Genomic DNA, 16530 nt, shown 5'->3' with positions numbered 1-16530 from the left:
ATATTCTTCTTAAAGAAGAAAAAATTTAAAAAAGCCTCACGACCTATTAGTACGGATCAGCTGAACGCCTCACAGCGCTTACACCTTCCGCCTATCAACCTCGTAGTCTCCAAGGAGTCTTTAGGGGGCCGAAGCCCCAGTGAGATCTAATCTCGCAGTTTGCTTCCCGCTTAGATGCTTTCAGCGGTTATCAATTCCGAACATAGCTACCCTGCATTGCCGCTGGCGCGACAACAGGAACACCAGAGGTTCGTCCATCCCGGTCCTCTCGTACTAAGGACAGGTCTGCTCAAATCTCATACGCCCACAGAAGATAAGGACCAAACTGTCTCACGACGTTCTGAACCCAGCTCGCGTACCACTTTAATTAGCGAACAGCTAAACCCTTGGGACCTGCTCCAGCCCCAGGATGTGATGAGCCGACATCGAGGTGCCAAACTCCATCGTCGATATGGACTCTTGGATGGAATAAGCCTGTTATCCCCGGAGTACCTTTTATCCGTTGAGCGATGGCCCTTCCACGCGGGACCACCGGATCACTTTGGCCTGCTTTCGCACCTGCTCGACTTGTAGGTCTCGCAGTCAAGCCCCCTTATGCCAATGCACTCGACGCCTGGTTTCCAATCAGGCTGAGGGGACCATCGCGCGCCTCCGTTACTTTTTGGGAGGCGACCGCCCCAGTCAAACTGCCCACCAGACAGTGTCCCTCTCCTCGTTTCGAGGAGCAGGTTAGATTTCAAAGTTGCCAAGGGTGGTATTTCAAGGTTGACTCCACCAGAGCTAGCGCCCTGGCTTCAAAGTCTCCCACCTATCCTACACATGCCAACTCTAAAATCACTGCCAAGCTACAGTAAAGGTTCACGGGGTCTTTCCGTCTTTCTGCGGGTACTCGGCATTTTCACCGAGAATTCAATTTCGCGAGGCATTTGGTTGAGACACCGGAGAAGTCGTTACGCCATTCGTGCAGGTCGGAACTTACCCGACAAGGAATTTCGCTACCTTAGGACCGTTATAGTTACGGCCGCCGTTTACTGGGGCTTCAATTCTCAGCTTCGCTTACGCTAACTAATCCTTTTAACCTTCCAGCACCGGGCAGGCGTCAGTATGTATACGTCGTCTTGTGACTTTGCACATACCTGTGTTTTTGATAAACAGTCGCTACTCCCATTTCTCTGCGACCTGAAAAAGCTTGGGGAGCAAGTCCTTACACTCTCTCAGGCACACCTTTTCCCGAAGTTACGGTGTTAAGTTGCCGAGTTCCTTAACCAAAATTCACCCCATCGCCTTAGGATATTCACCCCACTCACCTGAGTCGGTTTACGGTACGAGCTAACTAAGCTAAATTTACGAAACTTTTCTTGGATGCATGGCTTTTCACACTTCCGGGACAAAGTCCCTCGCATTCACACCTCAGAGTTACGACCAGCGGATTTGCCTACTGATCCTCCTACATGCTTACACCTCAATCCAATAAGAGGCTGTGATATCCTACACCGTCATTCCTTAAACACACTTAGCTAGGTAACGGAATATTAACCGTTTTGCCATCGACTACGCCATTTGGCCTCGTCTTAGGACTCGACTAACCCTGGGAGGATTATCCTTGCCCAGGAATCCTTGAGTTTTCGGCGCCCGGGTTTTTCACCCGAGTTCAACGCTACTTATGTCAGCATGATCACTTCTAGTTCGTCCAGCTGTCCTACCGGTCAACCTTCATCCTACACTAGAACGCTCCCCTACCACTAAAATATAAAATATCTTAATCCAAAGCTTCGGTAACACGCTTAGCCCCGTTGTATCTTCCGCGCAGAGTCACTAGACTAGTGAGCTATTACGCTTTCTTTAAAGGATTGCTGCTTCTAAGCCAACCTCCTAGTTGTCAAAGTAACTCCACAACGTTCTCCACTGAGCGTGCATTTAGGGACCTTAGCTGTTGGTCTGGGCTCTTTCCCTCTCGACTCATGACCTTATCACCCTGAGTCTGCCTGCTGAGGAACATATCTGTGGCATTCGGAGTTTATTTGGGTTTGGTAATCCGGTAAAGACCCCTAGCCCATTCAGTGCTCTACCTCCACGATACTTTTTACTCAACGCTATACCTAAATATATTTCGGGGAGAACCAGCTATCACCCAGTTTGATTGGCCTTTCACCCCTAATCACAGATCATCAAAAGAGTTTTCAACCTCAACTTGTTCGGTCCTCCACGAGGTGTTACCCTCGCTTCAACCTGTCCATGATTAGATCACCGGGTTTCGGGTCTATGCCTGCATACTAAATCGCCCTATTCAGACTCGCTTTCGCTACGGCTCCACCTGCAACGGCTTAACCTCGCATGCAAACATAACTCGCTGACTCATTATGCAAAAGGTACGCTATCGCCCATATAAAGGGCTCTAACTGCTTGTAGACTTACGGTTTCAGGTTCTATTTCACTCCCCTCTCGGGGTTCTTTTCACCTTTCCCTCACGGTACTTGTCCTCTATCGGTCACTAAGGAATATTTAGCCTTAGGAGGTGGTCCTCCTGGATTCCCACGAGATTTCACGTGTCTCGTGGTACTCGGGATGCCGCTAGGGCCATTGAAGTTTTCAATTACGGGGCTATCACCCTGTTTCGCCAGACTTTCCAGACTGTTCTTCTAACTTCTCCGGTCCCACATTGCGGTCCCACGACCCCTTATTCAAATTAATGAACAAGGTTTAGGCTGTTACCCGTTCGCTCGCCACTACTAGGGTAATCTCGGATTTGATTTCTCTTCCTGAGGGTACTGAGATGTTTCACTTCCCCTCGTTCGCTTCTTACACCTATGTATTCAGTGAAAGATACCATAAATGGTGAGTTTCCTCATTCGGACATCTCCGGATCAAAGTGTGTGTGCCACTCCCCGAAGCTTATCGCAGCTTACCACGTCCTTCATCGCTTCTTAGTGCCAAGGCATCCACCGTAAGCCCTTTGTAGCTTAAAAAAATGGAACTAACCTCGCTAAAAATCAACTAAATCAATCTATTCAATTGTCAAAGAACGAAAATCGTTCAGCAAAAACTCTTCTCACACCAACAGTCCAACTCAATTAGTTGGTGGGCCAGGGAAGACTCGAACTTCCGACCCCACGCTTATCAAGCGTGTGCTCTAACCAACTGAGCTACTGGCCCTTGTTAGATGCGAGGTAAAGAGCTTTCACTCTTTCAAAACTAAATAGCTAGATAAGATTTTTGGGACTCACCCACTCGGGAAGAGTGAGTTGACCTAAGATTGGGTCATTTTAACTTACTCGAGAACAAGTCCCGAGTGAAGATTGACCGGATAATCCTTAGAAAGGAGGTGATCCAGCCGCAGGTTCCCCTACGGCTACCTTGTTACGACTTCACCCCAATCATCGACCATACCTTGGGCGCCTGCCTCCTTGCGGTTAGCGCAGCGACTTCTGGTACAGCCGACTTTCATGGTGTGACGGGCGGTGTGTACAAGGCCCGGGAACGTATTCACCGCGGCATTCTGATCCGCGATTACTAGCGATTCCAACTTCATGATCTCGAGTTGCAGAGATCAATCTGAACTTAGATGGCTTTTCTCCGATTTGCTCCACCTTGCGGCTTCGCTTCAGTTTGTGACCACCATTGTAGCACGTGTGTAGCCCTAGGCATAAGGGCCATGAGGACTTGACGTCATCCCCACCTTCCTCCGGTTTAACACCGGCAGTCCATTTAGAGTGCCCAACTGAATGCTGGCAACTAAATGCAGGGGTTGCGCTCGTTGCGGGACTTAACCCAACATCTCACGACACGAGCTGACGACAGCCATGCAGCACCTGTGTACCGGCCCTTGCGGGCGACGACGTTTCCGCCAGTCTTCCAGTACATGTCAAGCCTAGGTAAGGTTCTTCGCGTTGCATCGAATTAAACCACATGCTCCACCGCTTGTGCGGGCCCCCGTCAATTTCTTTGAGTTTTAATCTTGCGACCGTACTCCCCAGGCGGGATACTTAACGCGTTAGCTTCGTCACTGAAGGGGTCAATACCTCCAACAACAAGTATCCATCGTTTACGGCGTGGACTACCAGGGTATCTAATCCTGTTTGATCCCCACGCTTTCGGGTCTGAGTGTCAGTGTCTAGCCAGTTACCCGCCTTCGCCACCGGTATTCCTCTTGATATCTACGTATTTCACCACTACACCAAGAATTCTAGTAACCTCTCTAGCACTCAAGCTTCGCAGTATCAAATGCACTTCCAGGGTTGAGCCCTGGGCTTTCACATCTGACTTACAAAGCCACCTACACCCGCTTTACGCCCAATGATTCCGAACAACGCTAGGATCCCTCGTCTTACCGCGGCTGCTGGCACGAAGTTAGCCGATCCTTTCTTACAGGGTACATTCATTGTGTTATTCCCCTGCGACAGAGCTTTACGACCCGAAGGCCTTCATCACTCACGCGGCGTCGCTGCATCAGAGTTTCCTCCATTGTGCAATATTCCCTACTGCTGCCTCCCGTAGGAGTCTGGACCGTGTCTCAGTTCCAGTGTGACTGATCATCCTCTCAGACCAGTTAAAGATCGTTGCCTTGGTGAGCCATTACCTCACCAACTAGCTAATCTTACGCGGACTCATCTTGAAGCGAAAAACCTTTGACCCCTTGAACCTCAGTTCTTGTGGTCTTATGCGGTATTAGCTAATCTTTCGACTAGTTATCCCCCTCTTCAAGGCAGATTATCCACGCGTTACTCACCCGTGCGCCACTAGTACTCATATTGCTACTTTCCCCGTTCGACTTGCATGTATTAGGCACGCCGCCAGCGTTTGTTCTGAGCCAGAATCAAACTCTCCAGTTATAATTCTGTTCTCAACCAAACAACTAGCTTACGCTGTGTTTGTTCGAATTTATTTTTGAAATTGTGAATATTAATTACTTAATATTCTAAGAGCCCAAAAATCTATCATTCTAGCTATTCAGTTTTCAAAGAGCGAAAATTCTTAATTCAAAGCTTCGTTACCGAAGCGCGAGGAACCAATCTTAATGATTTTTTTGTCCCCGTCAATGTTCTTTCTTTATTTTTTTCGGTCCGAGACGAACGTCATGAAATAAAGAAAATTGGTGGAGGCAACAGGGATCGAACCTGCGACCTTCTGAATGCAAATCAGATGCTCTCCCAGCTGAGCTATGCCCCCGAACAAAGTGGAGCTGTTTTCTCGTAACGGCCCCAAAAGGTCAATAGCTTTTTTTCGAAAATTTAATTCCGCGGTCGAAGTTGCCTAATAAGTAAACCGAGGTCTCTGCCTCGGTTTTTAGCAACTTTGATTTAAGTGTCTGATTTTACGTAAAATTAAGCGCTGGCTTTGAATTTTGACGCAATAAGTCTGTTTAGCCATAATCTTTCTGTGGTTAGATCGAAACCGACCTTTTCTCCACCAGAAACAATAGCCATGTAGACCTTTTTTAGGATCTCAACCTCGTGATCAAGACCATTATCAGCCCCTAGAGACTCTTCGATAGCATCAAAAACGCTTACTAAATCAGGTGTCGTCACCACTTTAGGGATGCGGCCCATGTCTAAACCTAAAGTTTCAAGAGGTTTAAAGCCTACAAGCGTTTCCGTCAGAAGAACTTTCGTTCCATTCTTAAAGTTCACTTGCACGAACGGCTTACCTTCTGAGTCTGCACGATGAAGGACTTCGTTTACATCTTGAGAATTAAAACTGAATAGTTTTCCGTCTAGGTCCTGACGAATTTGAACTCGTCCTGACTCGTTGATCTTTGCACGAAGACCCTTCGATGCATCGACAAAATTCAAGATGTGATCTAATTCAGCATGTGTCGATTTAGATTTAATGCTCAAAATACCCCTCCCCTAAATACAGGGTGTCCCTCTCTTACATGTTAGGTATCGACAATCCACAAAAGGACTTAACAAGAAAACACAAAAAGATGATAAACAGGTCCCTTATCCTGTCGCAATTTGAACAAAGTTTCGTGATAGTGTTTCATCAAGAGATTCAGCGGCACCGTGACTTGTTTTCGCTGTGCCGATTTGAGATAAAGGGATTCGAAAGAGGCAACTTATGATCATCACACGCTGGCAAGCTCCGATCGTTCCAAGCAAAGAACAGGTTCATATGATTCTTGAATCAGAAGGCTTGGAACCTTACGACGAAGTTTACGAGCCGCAAATGAAAGTGCAGGATCATCGCCATCCGTTCGCAGAAGTTCGTGTTATTGTTTCTGGAGAAATGATCTTTAATATCTCTGGAAATCAGTTTGTTCTTCGCCCTGGCGATCGTGTGGAAATTCCTGCCAACACAAAGCACTCGCACACCGCTCAAGGTGCGCAGGGTTGCATCTGTGTTTGCGCGCAAAGAGCTATATAGACTTCGCAAGCTCCGAAAATAAAAAAAGAGAAAGGTGATCCCTTTCTCTTTTTTTATTTCTCAGGCTTTTGACCTTTCATCCAATTTAGATAATCTCGGATATTTTTTTCGAAGCCCCTATTTGTCGGCTCATAGAGTGGTTCTGTCTCTAGCTCTTCAGGCAGATAGTTTTGCTCTACCCAACCCGTTGGATAATTGTGGGGATATCTATAGTCACGGCCGTAGCCTAAGTCTTTGGCCAAGGCGGTCTTCGCTGATCTTAAATGAAGCGGAACTGGCTGCGTGCGAGTTTTCTCTACTAGTGCACGAGCATTATTCAATGCCATGTATGAGGCATTCGATTTTGGGCAACACGCCAAATAAGTTGTTACCTGCGCAAGTGTGATCGCGCCTTCCGGAAGGCCGATGGCCTCGACCGCTTGAAGGCCAGAAACGGCCACCGAAATTGCGCGCGGGTCCGCATTTCCGATATCTTCCGAAGCCAAAATAATCAACCGGCGAGCGATAAAGATAGGATCTTCTCCGCCGTCAATCATGCGAGCTAAATAGTAAACGGCGGCGTCAGGATCACTTCCGCGCACACTTTTAATGAAAGCAGAGATAAGGTCATAGTGCATCTCGGAGCTTTTGTCGTAACCCAAGGGATTTTGTTGCAAAAGCTCGCGCATGTCATTGACGTCGAGGCGCTCCCCGTCTTCTTGATCCTTTGTAAAGTTATAAAGGATTTCGAGACTGTTGATGAGACGACGGGCGTCTCCGTCGGAGTACTCTAAAAGATTGTTGATAGCTTCTTTGGTAAGAATGCGCTCTAAAGGCTTTTTATAATGAGATTCGGCGCGGAGAACGATTTTACTTAAGTCCTCTTCAGAAAGACGTTCGAAAACGACGACACGACAGCGACTTAAAAGGGCTCGATTTAACTCGTAGCTGGGATTTTCCGTTGTCGCTCCGACTAAGACCAAATCGCCTTTTTCCACGAAAGGCAAAAGGACGTCTTGTTGGGCTTTATTAAAACGGTGAATCTCGTCAACAAAAAGAACGGTTTTTTGCTGGAACTGCAATCGGCGATCGCGGCCCTTTTCTCCCACTTCACGTAAAACTTTTGCGCCTGCATCGACCGCATTGATATTTTCAAAATGCGCGTTGAAGTGTTGAGACAAAGCCAACGCGAAGGTGGTTTTGCCCGTTCCTGGAGGTCCCCAAATGATGAGGCTTGGCAGATATCCTTTTCGCAACATTTGACCCAGCTTCGATTTGGGTCCCAATGTTTTATCTTGGCCGATAATTTCATCTAGATTCTTTGGGCGAAGAATCTCAGAAAGCGGAGATGAACTTAAAGCGGCGTTGGAAGAAGAGAAAAGATCCATGCCCTTGTCCTAAACCATTTGCCCGCAGAAAGCACTGAAAGATTGTGTGACTTTTGGGAACTGCTAGCTAACACGCTGACATTGCAGGAGTTTGTGTTGCCGACGCAAAGTGGTGCTTGTTCACTGAATGCATGGAGGAGCAAATGCAAAAGTCTTTAATTATTGTGGCGGCCATCGCCATGCTGATTGGTGGGTCGGTCGCGGCATATCAGGCCGTGGGGCAAAGCCAGAGCATTGGAGTTAAAGCAAATGGCGCTTTTTCAGATGGGACGCTCGTAGAAACAGTTTCTTTAGTCGTCACTGGCTCAAGTATTACAGCCTATCTTTATCAAATCAAACAGACTGACGGGACTATTTGCTATGGAATTTCTGGAGTTACGGGAAATGTTATTTCCGCGCCGCAAATCTCCTGCGTAAAGTAAGTGTTTGGAAGTTCTAAATTGGGTTCCGAACATATCGGCGATAATTTCTTTAAAATTTTCTTCCGCTCGATCAAAGGGCGAAAAAACTATTATTAGGATTCCGCAAACACATTTTTTTATGGGGAATGGTGTAAGGTCTCCCCTAGGTATTTCTAACTTCAATAGTGCAAAAAAAAAGCCCCAGTTTTTGACTGAGGCTTTTCTCCATAATAATTGAAATACTATCTTAGTATGATTGGATTGTTATAGAAGTCTGAACCTTCACTGGAGTTTCATCCTGATTAGTATCGCGCTCTAGTCCGAAGACTTCCATCGTGCCGGTCGCAACGAATTGGTTGGTGGCGTTGATTCCACCACAATACATTGGACACGTAGTAGCATAAGATGCTTCGCCTACAGGTATTGCGGCTTCTTTGGTAAGACTATCAAACCAATTCCCTCGTAATGCTGCTAACTGGTCCCCACCATATTCACAAGTTACTGGAGTGGCGCTTCCTGGGATCTGAATCGATACGCGGATGAAAGCGACGATCAGGGTTTTGCTGGTGTCTTTACGATTGAATGTGATTGTCGGTATTTTGAAGTAGCTGGCAGAGATATCCGCTGTGGCTACGTCATCACCGGCATTTTCTTGAGCCAAACAACTAACCGCTGTGGCTGGAATCAAAGGCAGTGGCGAGGAAGTGATCGACACTTCCACGTTACTATCTTCTTGAGAACAAGCTACGAGGTTCGCGCTCATTAGAAGGAGCAAAACGTACATTATTTTCTTCATACGCGTTCCTTTTTTTAGAAGTCTTGAGTTTGCGGACCTGAGGAATCAACTGCCCCAATGATTCTTGGAGTTAAGAATACCAAAAGTTCCGTCTTATCTTTTCTCACGTTCTTCGTCTTAAACAGGTAGCCGAGATAAGGGACTTCACGCAACCAAGGAACACCTGTTTCCCCGTCTGTGGCATCACTCTGATAGATACCACCGATAACTGCGGTCTGACCATTTTTCACAAGCACGCGAGTGTTAGCTTCGCGACTGTTCACCGCAAAAGCCCCTTGGCCCGCGCCGCTCGTGTCAGCACCTTGGAACTGTCTATTCACGTTCACTTTCATTATAACAGAACCGTCGGCTGTCACCTGAGGTGTAACCTCAAGTTTCATGGTTAACGGTTTGAACTGGAACGTTTCTTGAGTCGCTGTCCCGTTTTGAGTCACTTGACGAACTGGAACCTCTGTCGTTTGAGTGATGTCGGCTTTTTCATTCGTCATAGTCATGATTCTGGGAGCCGAGATAACTTTTACTTGCTCTTCCGTTTCAGACAAAGACAACGCCGCTTGCAGAGTTCCGAAAACATCCAAAGTACCAACACTCAAATTGAAATTGAAGTTACCCGGAGTTGTTGCCGTCGGATTGACGTTAAAGCTTGGATTCATATTCACCGGACCACGAGATGTGGATCCCAACTTAATAGGTGAACCTGTCGCTCCCCAGTTCACACCGATATTACGCGTGAAACTTTCTTTGGCCTCGACGATTTTACCTTCGACAAGGACTTGCGGAGGTTGAGTGTCTAAGCTTGCAATCAATTTTGCCGCACGCTCTAGATTCTCTTCGATATCTGTCACCACCAAAGCATTCGTACGAACATCGCCCACCACGCGGCCACGGTCGCCCAAGAAATCTTTGATTTTCTTTTCCAGCTCATCCACACGAGCGTAGCTCACCGGGAACATGCGAACTTTTAATGGTTCGATGTTTTTGCGAGCTTGAGCCAGTTTATTGGCATCATCTTCTTCCGCTCTTAAATCTTGCAAAGGAGCGATACGCAAAACATTGCCCTGGCGAGTGTAGCCAAGTTTTTTTGCTTTCATGATCACAACCAAAGCTTGATCCCAAGGAACTTGGCGAAGTTTCAGGCTGATATTGCCTTTCACGTCTTCGGAAAGAACCATGTTCACGCCACTTTCTTCAGTGATGAAGTTTAAAGCGTCGCGAATATCCATATTGTTTGTTTCGATCGAAATCTTTTTACCGTAGAACTGAGTGTTTCCTGCCAAGAATTCTTGCAAATTTTGGCTTGGAAGAATTTGTTGTTCTTGTACCGGAGCCGCTTCAGCCACACTCGTATCGCCAGTGCTGTTAGCTACGATTAATAGAGCGTTACCTTCAGATTGAACTGTTGGCTCTGAAACGCCTTCACGAAGTTGAATTACAAAGCGAGCTGTTGATGAGCCTGGATTTTGATAAGCATCAATAGCTCCTACGCTGCCTTTGATATCGCGAGTGTTCAATGAACGCTTCAAACGATCTGGCAAAGTGGCGTTGTCGACTTCGATAATGAACTGGCGCAAGTCCGGGTTCGTACGAGTTGTGTACGTCAAAGGCTTGTTCGCATTCACGATCACAGTTCCACCCGTCTCATTGGATTTGAACTGAAGGTCCGTGATCATTGCCGGTTCACCGTTGTTCACGACTTGCGGAGCCGACTCTTCAACTGGAGTCGGAATTGTCTCTGTCACCGTTGATTCTGAAGGCACATCTGGTGCTGGAGCAGATTCAGGAGCTGGCGTTGGCGCATCCGCGACGGTTGTATCGGCGAAAGGATCTTCTGTTGGCGAAGTCTCTTCTGGAGCAGGCGTCGGAGGAATAGTTTCCGCCTGCTGAGGAACATCGCTCGACTGATTGACTTCTTCTTCAATCGCTAGATCCTGATCACCTTCTGGTGCGGGAGCGGCCTCTGCCTGCTGCTGTGAACCGGAATCTTCAAATTCGGCGAAATCATCTTGCGCACCGGAATCAGCCGGCGCTACTTCCGCAGACTCAGCACCGTCCAAAGACAAATCATCGTCTTCCACCGGGCGACTTGCACAAGAGGTCAAAGATGCAATCATTGCACTTAGGATTAATAATCTAATGAATCCTTTCATTAGCTCCTCCTTAAGGTATTAAAAACTATTTTCTCAACTCTAACACGCGAGGCTCTTTGATGGATTTCCCGTCGTCGTATCTTGTTTCGATGACGACCACTTCACCCTCGCGGATCGCCGCTACAAATCCTTCGTTTCGGCCAATTTTAGAGTTCTTAGTTACAGTAAACACAGCTCCATCTGGATCACGAACCATGGCTCTTGGAGTTGTCACATCCCACAAAATACCGACGATTTGCAGTCGATCAATTTCCCAACGCTGCAAGGGCTCTAAGACTTCGGCCGCGGCTTTACCCGCGTCTGTGACCGTTGGACGAATCGTTCTAAATGGTTTGAACGGGTCTCTTTTCCCTGTTGGGTCGTAGGAATATCCATCACCAGGAAGAATATTTGAATTTTGCGGAGCCGGCGCCGTTGCTCCATCACCAAACTGAGTTTCCATTGGTGGAGGGGGAACATTAGGTTGCCCGGGTGGCGGCACTTGCGCCGCTGGAGGATCCATGGGAGGCGTTCCCGCCGATGGCGCACCCGCCGGAGGACTTCCCGCAGGAGGTGTTACCGGTTTCGGTGTTCCCCCGGTCGGAGGAACTTGGGTCGCTTCCACTTCTTTTAAAAATTCAGGTGGAAGATCCCCTGCCGAAGGAGCTTCTTGTGATTGCGCAGGCGTGATGAAACGCACACTGACAGCAAATGCCAGCCAAAGTCCAATCGCCGCGACTAAAATGTAAGATACAATCCATCTTACAGACTTCACTTGGGAGTCTCCGTACCTTCAGGTTTCTTGGTTTCAGGAGCCAGCTTATAACCGACAACCTGACCTTCAAATTTCAACTTACCGCCCGTTACCGGCTCCGGTCTTGTTACCACCACATTTTTCACACGTGACATACGCTCTGCATTCGAAACGATGAATGCGAACTGCGCTAATTCGGCATAAGTTCCCTCTAAGGTCACGTCCACAGGAACTTCTTCAACGACTTCTTTCTTCACGTTTTCCGCAGGCTTTTTCGCCTTCACACTTACGCCCGAATTACGAGCGAAATCATCAATGGCTTTATTGATGTCGATGGAAAACAACGCCGAAGGAAGACGACGAGAGATTTCTTGATACTTTTGGCTAAGCTGCCCGACTTTTTCTTGCATCTCTTGCACTTGCTTTAAAGTCGCGTCGGTATCTTTCTTTTTATTTTCTTCTTCCTGCAGTTGCTGAGTCACACTGGCTATTTGAGCATCAATAGCCGAGCCGTCATCATAGAGTGCGTACCAGTAAAACCCTGTCAGCGCTAAACCGATGAGCAGAATCTTACCGACTTGTTGAGCTGCGAGAGTTTCAAAAAACTTATTCATTCGGGTCTCTCCAACAAGCAGCTGATTTCAAACTTCTTAAGGACCGAACCGTCTTGAGTGACTTCGCTGGAACTGACAAGATTAACGTCCATTAAAAACACGCTTTTAGTTAACGCTTCTAAGAAAGCTGAAACTTCAAAATCGCTAAGGGCGAGACCTTGAATATTCACACGATCCGGATTGATCTGCACGCGTGTCAGCCAGGCTTTTTCAGGAATCACAGACTGCAAAAGGTCCAAGACACGCACTTCTCTTTGACGATCTTTTGCCAGTTTTTCCAATGCAGAAATACGCGCAGCCATCAAAGCTTCATCTTCTTTAAACTTCTTGATCTCAGCAACTGAAGCGGCCTGACGGGAGTTATAACTTTGCAGCTCGCTTAAAACTTGAGTTTTAGCATTGAGATCCGCAATCTTTCCCGGGATGTTCTGGTTTTCATAAATATATAAAGCTGCCGGTCCCACCAAAAGAAGAACCAGACGCTTTAACGCTTCCTTACGGGCTTCATCTGGAGAAACAAAGCCGTCGGAAGAAATCCCTAAAGAAGCGCCTACCGAAGGACTGACTGTGGATGTGGCAAGATTAATTTTAATCATGTCGCATCCCCCACTTCACGCAATGCCAAGCCCGTCACAACCGCCGCAAAAGAGCTGATTTGTTCCAAGTATTCTGGCGAGAACTTTTTAGGATTGGCTTTGACACGCAAGAACGGATTGAACGGTTCCATTAGAATGCCGGTCACGCGAGAAACAGTTTCTGTCAGACCTGAGGTCGCAGAACTTCCCCCCGTGTAGAAACAACGGTTCAAAACCAGACCATTTGTCGTCGCGCTCAAGAAATCCAAACTGCTGCGAATCTCTTCGGTCACTGCCTCATTTGTTGCACTGATGATAGAGTGAACTTCATCGGGAACTTCACGGCGGGAAATTGCACTTAGCTTCAATGCTTCGGCTTCAGCCACCGTCACACCCATCGCTTTATGGATTTCGTTTGTGTAGTTCGCACCACCAACAGGGATATCGCGGCAGAAAATCACTTCGCCATTTTGAACCACGACGAAGTTCGTAATGGCGGCTCCGAAATTCAGAAGCCCAATCACTTCGCCAGGAATTTTTCCATAGTTCAATTCAAAGGCATTTGCGAGAGCAAAACCGCTCACATCCAAAACGCCACAGTTAAGCCCGCTGATCTCAATAACTTGAGTGTATTGAGTGACGAGTTCGTTCTGGGCCGCGATCAACAAGATATCCATCGTATCTGGAGAGCTACTGCCAGTGAGAATGTGATGGGCTAAGCTGATGTTGTTGATATCAAAAGGAATGTACTGTTCGGCTTCGAAGCGAATCTGATCTTTAATGAGCTTCTTATCCATGCGCGGGATCGTGATTTTTTTTACGATCACCGCCGTTCCCCACATCGCTGTCGCTAAACTTTTACGTTTGGATTTAACTTCATTTACTAAGGATTGAATCGCTACACCAACGGAGCCGATGTCCACGATTTCTCCACCGGATACGGCGTTCGGAGGAGTTGGTGCGAAACCAAAAGAAAGCAGTTGGGCTCCTTTGCCATTGAAGTCCATTTCAGCAAGCTTGATGGAACTCGTTCCGATATCGAGTCCGATAACTTTCTTTGACTTAAAAAACATGCTTACGCTGCTTCCCCAGTTGTATCTACCAGATGTATTTTCAAAGACTTACGTCCTTTAGACACAAGTCCTAAATAATAAAATTATTTCTGGTTGAAACGTGAATGTCAAATAAGGGGTCTAGCAAATCAGATGAATATGAGCTTATAGTCCTAAGTCTAGGCGAAGCTAGACTCCGGGCAAGAACAGGTCAAAGTACCAAAGAGCGATAGTCTCTCCGCCGAAAAGATAGAAAATCGCTCCTAAAGCAAGATAAGGACCGAAAGGAATCACCGTCTTTAGTCCAGCTTTCTGTTTTCTGGACATGATAATACCAATGACGCTTCCGACGATGGCGGATGACATGATCACAAAGGGAATGGCCTTCCATCCTAAGAGTGCACCGATCCAGGCAAGAAGTTTGATATCTCCCCCACCCATACCTTCGTTTTTTGTGAGCAAGTAGTAAACGTAAGCCATACCCCACAAAAATCCGCCCCCCATGAGAACACCCAAAAAAGCGTCCATAAATTCACGGTGAGGATTTAAAGCGGCTCCAACCAAACCAATAACAATACCCGAAAGAGTGAACTCATCGGGCAAAATCATATGGTCAAAATCAATGAAGGTACAAACCACAAGGCCGAAGATAAAAATTAAGTATTCAAGGAGAGACCATGAAAAGCCTACGTAGTGGTAACTGAGAGCAAACAGCGAGGCCATGATGATTTCTACTAGCGGATAGCGGAAAGAGAATTTGGCACCACAGTTACGGCAACGACCGCGCAAAACAAACCAGCTAAGAATTGGAATATTGTCGTACCATTTGATTTGCTTTTTGCAGCTGTAACAATAACTGCGAGGCTTAACGACACTTTCCTCTTTAGGAAGACGATAGATGACAACGTTACCGAAGCTTCCGAAAATAGCACCCAGAATAAAGAAGACGATAAGAAAGAAAACGTCCTGATCAAACAATGTCTTTTCTCCTGAAGAAGAAATTCGTAATTAAAACTAATAAAAGGGCCCATCCCGTCATGTGCGCGACCATCCATAGAACGTTTTGCGCAGGGATGCCGTTTTCCAGGAAGTAGAAAGACTTCCAGTTCATGCGATAAAAATTGGGAGTAATCCAGTGGAAAACCTGAACTGCTTGGATGAACAACGCCTCTTTGCTTTTTTCAGCAAAGAACGATAGATCGCCCAGCCAATGTCCTAAAAGAAACACCATCACTCCGGCACCAAGCGCCAGTACCGGACGAACAATAAGACTGAAACAAATGACCAGACAAAGAATGATGGCACTTTCAAACCATAAGCTAAGGCAGATGATGGCGTAAGTTCCTAAGACTTCCGGTGTTTTCCAAAGACCTAACAAAACACACAAAAGCAAAGCCAAGGCACTGATCAAAAGGGTATTTAAAGCCAGAACGCCAAAAAGTTTTCCCAAGATAAATTGATCACGACTGACGGGGCGAGAAAGTATTAATAAACAGGTTTGTTTTTCGATTTCTTTCGCAAGTAGATAAGAACCTGAAAAAAGAGAGACACCCAAGGCCGCTATTTGAATCGCCAGAAAACCAAAATCAGTCAGAATTTTCTGTTGTTCTGCGAAAGACAAAGCTCCTAAGAGAAAACTGAGTGCCAGCAATGCGACGGCAATAAGGACCACCACCAAGAACACACGCTCTCGCAGCATTTCTCTTAAAGTGGTTCGCGCTAAAGCCCACACCTTAGCCATGAGCTTCCTCCTTGCCTTTTAATACAGAGAACGCACGCTCAAGACTTTGGAATTCAGACATAAAGGAGCTTAGAACACCGTCATACAGAATTTGCCCCCGATTGATGACAACAAGATGAGTGCAAAGTTCTTCCATATCCTGAAGTAAGTGACTGCTAAAGAAAAGAGTGACTCCGCGTTTTTGTTCTTCACGCAAAATATCCTTCACCATAGCACGACCATCAGGGTCTAAGCCCGACATGGGTTCATCTAGAATAAGTAGCTCGGGACGAGTTAGAATTGCCTGCGCAATTCCGATTCTTTGCAACATCCCCTTTGAGTACGTGCGTAGGCGGCGGTCCTTAGCCTCCATTAAATCGACTTTTTTTAAAGCTTCGTGAGCACGCTCGTAGAAGTCTTTAAGTGACGAACCATAACAAAGATTCCAATGGAGCTTTAAAAACTCCATGCCCGTAAGAAATTCATAAAGATAGGGACGCTCTGGCAAATAACCAATGCGGGTCTTGCTTTCGCTGCTTAAAGGCTTACCGAAAAATAGAATCTCGCCGCTGTCCGGGCGAATGAAATCAAAGATGCATTTGATGGAAGTGGTCTTACCCGACCCGTTGCTGCCAACAAAACCAGAAGTTTGTCCTTCGGGCAAAGAGAAGCTCACGTCACGAAGAACGTGGCGATCTTTTTCAAAAAGACCGCCTTTAAACGTCTTGTTTAGCTTACGAACTGTAAGTACCGACATGAAAC

Annotated in this window: 13 protein-coding genes, 2 tRNA genes and 2 rRNA genes; 2 read left to right on the top strand and 15 right to left on the bottom strand. The window is 46.7% G+C overall.

Going from position 1 to position 16530, the window contains the following annotated elements; all coding sequences use genetic code 11:
* Positions 1 to 25: 25 nt before the first annotated feature.
* From ACLWBD_RS03795 to ACLWBD_RS03775, 5 genes are all read right to left on the bottom strand, one after another.
* A 23S ribosomal RNA gene (locus ACLWBD_RS03795) occupies positions 26 to 2966 on the bottom strand.
* Positions 2967 to 3076: 110 nt separating this feature from the next.
* A tRNA-Ile gene (locus ACLWBD_RS03790) sits at positions 3077 to 3153 on the bottom strand.
* 162 nt (positions 3154 to 3315) lie between these two features.
* Positions 3316 to 4829 (bottom strand): 16S ribosomal RNA (locus tag ACLWBD_RS03785).
* The 16S and 23S rRNA genes sit together here with 2 tRNA genes alongside, the layout of an rRNA operon.
* Positions 4830 to 5090: 261 nt before the next feature.
* Positions 5091 to 5166 (bottom strand) — tRNA-Ala (locus tag ACLWBD_RS03780).
* 155 nt (positions 5167 to 5321) lie between these two features.
* Entirely contained in the window at positions 5322 to 5834 is a 513-nt protein-coding gene (locus tag ACLWBD_RS03775) for a hypothetical protein (protein WP_253696994.1), read from the bottom strand.
* 223 nt (positions 5835 to 6057) lie between these two features.
* Here ACLWBD_RS03775 and ACLWBD_RS03770 point away from each other — a divergent pair, with 223 nt between their 5' ends.
* The gene (locus ACLWBD_RS03770) at positions 6058 to 6363 is read left to right on the top strand and encodes a cupin domain-containing protein (RefSeq protein WP_063209883.1); all 306 of its coding nucleotides are present in this window, start codon (positions 6058 to 6060) and stop codon (positions 6361 to 6363) included.
* A gap of 53 nt (positions 6364 to 6416) precedes the next feature.
* Here ACLWBD_RS03770 and ACLWBD_RS03765 read toward each other — a convergent pair whose 3' ends face one another.
* Positions 6417 to 7730, bottom strand: a complete 1314-nt coding sequence (locus tag ACLWBD_RS03765) for a replication-associated recombination protein A (RefSeq protein ID WP_413569564.1) — start codon at positions 7728 to 7730, stop codon at positions 6417 to 6419.
* A gap of 143 nt (positions 7731 to 7873) precedes the next feature.
* Between ACLWBD_RS03765 and ACLWBD_RS03760 the strand changes: the two genes are divergently transcribed.
* Positions 7874 to 8152: a hypothetical protein gene (locus ACLWBD_RS03760; RefSeq protein ID WP_413569562.1), complete on the top strand. Its 279-nt coding sequence runs from the start codon at positions 7874 to 7876 to the stop codon at positions 8150 to 8152.
* Between the two features lie 226 nt (positions 8153 to 8378).
* On the opposite strand, the gene ACLWBD_RS03755 is transcribed toward ACLWBD_RS03760, so the two are convergent.
* The 9 genes from ACLWBD_RS03755 to ACLWBD_RS03715 all read right to left on the bottom strand — a co-directional run bounded on the left by ACLWBD_RS03755 (position 8379) and on the right by ACLWBD_RS03715 (position 16525).
* The gene (locus tag ACLWBD_RS03755) at positions 8379 to 8927 is read right to left on the bottom strand and encodes a hypothetical protein (protein WP_413569561.1); all 549 of its coding nucleotides are present in this window, start codon (positions 8925 to 8927) and stop codon (positions 8379 to 8381) included.
* Positions 8928 to 8941: 14 nt separating this feature from the next.
* Positions 8942 to 11074: a type IV pilus secretin PilQ gene (pilQ, locus tag ACLWBD_RS03750; RefSeq protein WP_413569560.1), complete on the bottom strand. Its 2133-nt coding sequence runs from the start codon at positions 11072 to 11074 to the stop codon at positions 8942 to 8944.
* A 25-nt stretch (positions 11075 to 11099) separates the two neighbouring features.
* Positions 11100 to 11828 (bottom strand): pilus assembly protein PilP, encoded by a 729-nt coding sequence (locus ACLWBD_RS03745; RefSeq protein WP_063209873.1) that lies wholly within the window; start codon positions 11826 to 11828, stop codon positions 11100 to 11102.
* Positions 11825 to 12421 carry a type 4a pilus biogenesis protein PilO gene (locus ACLWBD_RS03740; RefSeq protein WP_413569558.1) on the bottom strand — a complete coding sequence of 199 codons (597 nt, stop codon included), beginning with the start codon at positions 12419 to 12421 and terminating at the stop codon, positions 11825 to 11827. The genes ACLWBD_RS03745 and ACLWBD_RS03740 overlap by 4 nt, the downstream gene beginning before the upstream one ends.
* Entirely contained in the window at positions 12418 to 13017 is a 600-nt protein-coding gene (locus tag ACLWBD_RS03735) for a PilN domain-containing protein (RefSeq protein ID WP_063209869.1), read from the bottom strand. The genes ACLWBD_RS03740 and ACLWBD_RS03735 overlap by 4 nt, the downstream gene beginning before the upstream one ends.
* Positions 13014 to 14069, bottom strand: a complete 1056-nt coding sequence (pilM, locus tag ACLWBD_RS03730) for a type IV pilus assembly protein PilM (protein ID WP_063209867.1) — start codon at positions 14067 to 14069, stop codon at positions 13014 to 13016. The genes ACLWBD_RS03735 and pilM overlap by 4 nt, the downstream gene beginning before the upstream one ends.
* 168 nt (positions 14070 to 14237) lie before the next feature.
* On the bottom strand, positions 14238 to 15026 hold the full coding sequence (locus tag ACLWBD_RS03725; protein WP_063209866.1) for a prepilin peptidase: 789 nt from the start codon (positions 15024 to 15026) through the stop codon (positions 14238 to 14240).
* Positions 15019 to 15789, bottom strand: coding sequence for an ABC transporter permease (locus ACLWBD_RS03720; protein ID WP_063209864.1), 771 nt, complete (start codon positions 15787 to 15789; stop codon positions 15019 to 15021). Before ACLWBD_RS03720 ends, ACLWBD_RS03725 begins: the two co-directional genes overlap by 8 nt.
* Entirely contained in the window at positions 15782 to 16525 is a 744-nt protein-coding gene (locus tag ACLWBD_RS03715; protein WP_063209862.1) for an ABC transporter ATP-binding protein, read from the bottom strand. The genes ACLWBD_RS03720 and ACLWBD_RS03715 overlap by 8 nt, the downstream gene beginning before the upstream one ends.
* Positions 16526 to 16530 lie beyond the last annotated feature (5 nt).

The sequence above is a fragment of the Bdellovibrio sp. HCB117 genome, from assembly GCF_047305915.1.
Classification (GTDB): Bacteria; Bdellovibrionota; Bdellovibrionia; order Bdellovibrionales; family Bdellovibrionaceae; genus Bdellovibrio; species Bdellovibrio bacteriovorus_B.
This window is presented reverse-complemented; position numbering and strand designations above follow the sequence as displayed.

Coding starts and splice junctions, on each gene's coding strand:
- pilM (WP_063209867.1), bottom strand. CDS start 14,069: ATGTTTTTTAAGTCAAAGAAAGTTATCGGACTCGATATCGGAACGAGT.
- ACLWBD_RS03770 (WP_063209883.1), top strand. CDS start 6,058: ATGATCATCACACGCTGGCAAGCTCCGATCGTTCCAAGCAAAGAACAG.
- ACLWBD_RS03735 (WP_063209869.1), bottom strand. CDS start 13,017: ATGATTAAAATTAATCTTGCCACATCCACAGTCAGTCCTTCGGTAGGC.
- pilQ (WP_413569560.1), bottom strand. CDS start 11,074: ATGAAAGGATTCATTAGATTATTAATCCTAAGTGCAATGATTGCATCT.
- ACLWBD_RS03765 (WP_413569564.1), bottom strand. CDS start 7,730: ATGGATCTTTTCTCTTCTTCCAACGCCGCTTTAAGTTCATCTCCGCTT.
- ACLWBD_RS03720 (WP_063209864.1), bottom strand. CDS start 15,789: ATGGCTAAGGTGTGGGCTTTAGCGCGAACCACTTTAAGAGAAATGCTG.
- ACLWBD_RS03715 (WP_063209862.1), bottom strand. CDS start 16,525: ATGTCGGTACTTACAGTTCGTAAGCTAAACAAGACGTTTAAAGGCGGT.
- ACLWBD_RS03755 (WP_413569561.1), bottom strand. CDS start 8,927: ATGAAGAAAATAATGTACGTTTTGCTCCTTCTAATGAGCGCGAACCTC.
- ACLWBD_RS03740 (WP_413569558.1), bottom strand. CDS start 12,421: ATGAATAAGTTTTTTGAAACTCTCGCAGCTCAACAAGTCGGTAAGATT.
- ACLWBD_RS03760 (WP_413569562.1), top strand. CDS start 7,874: ATGCAAAAGTCTTTAATTATTGTGGCGGCCATCGCCATGCTGATTGGT.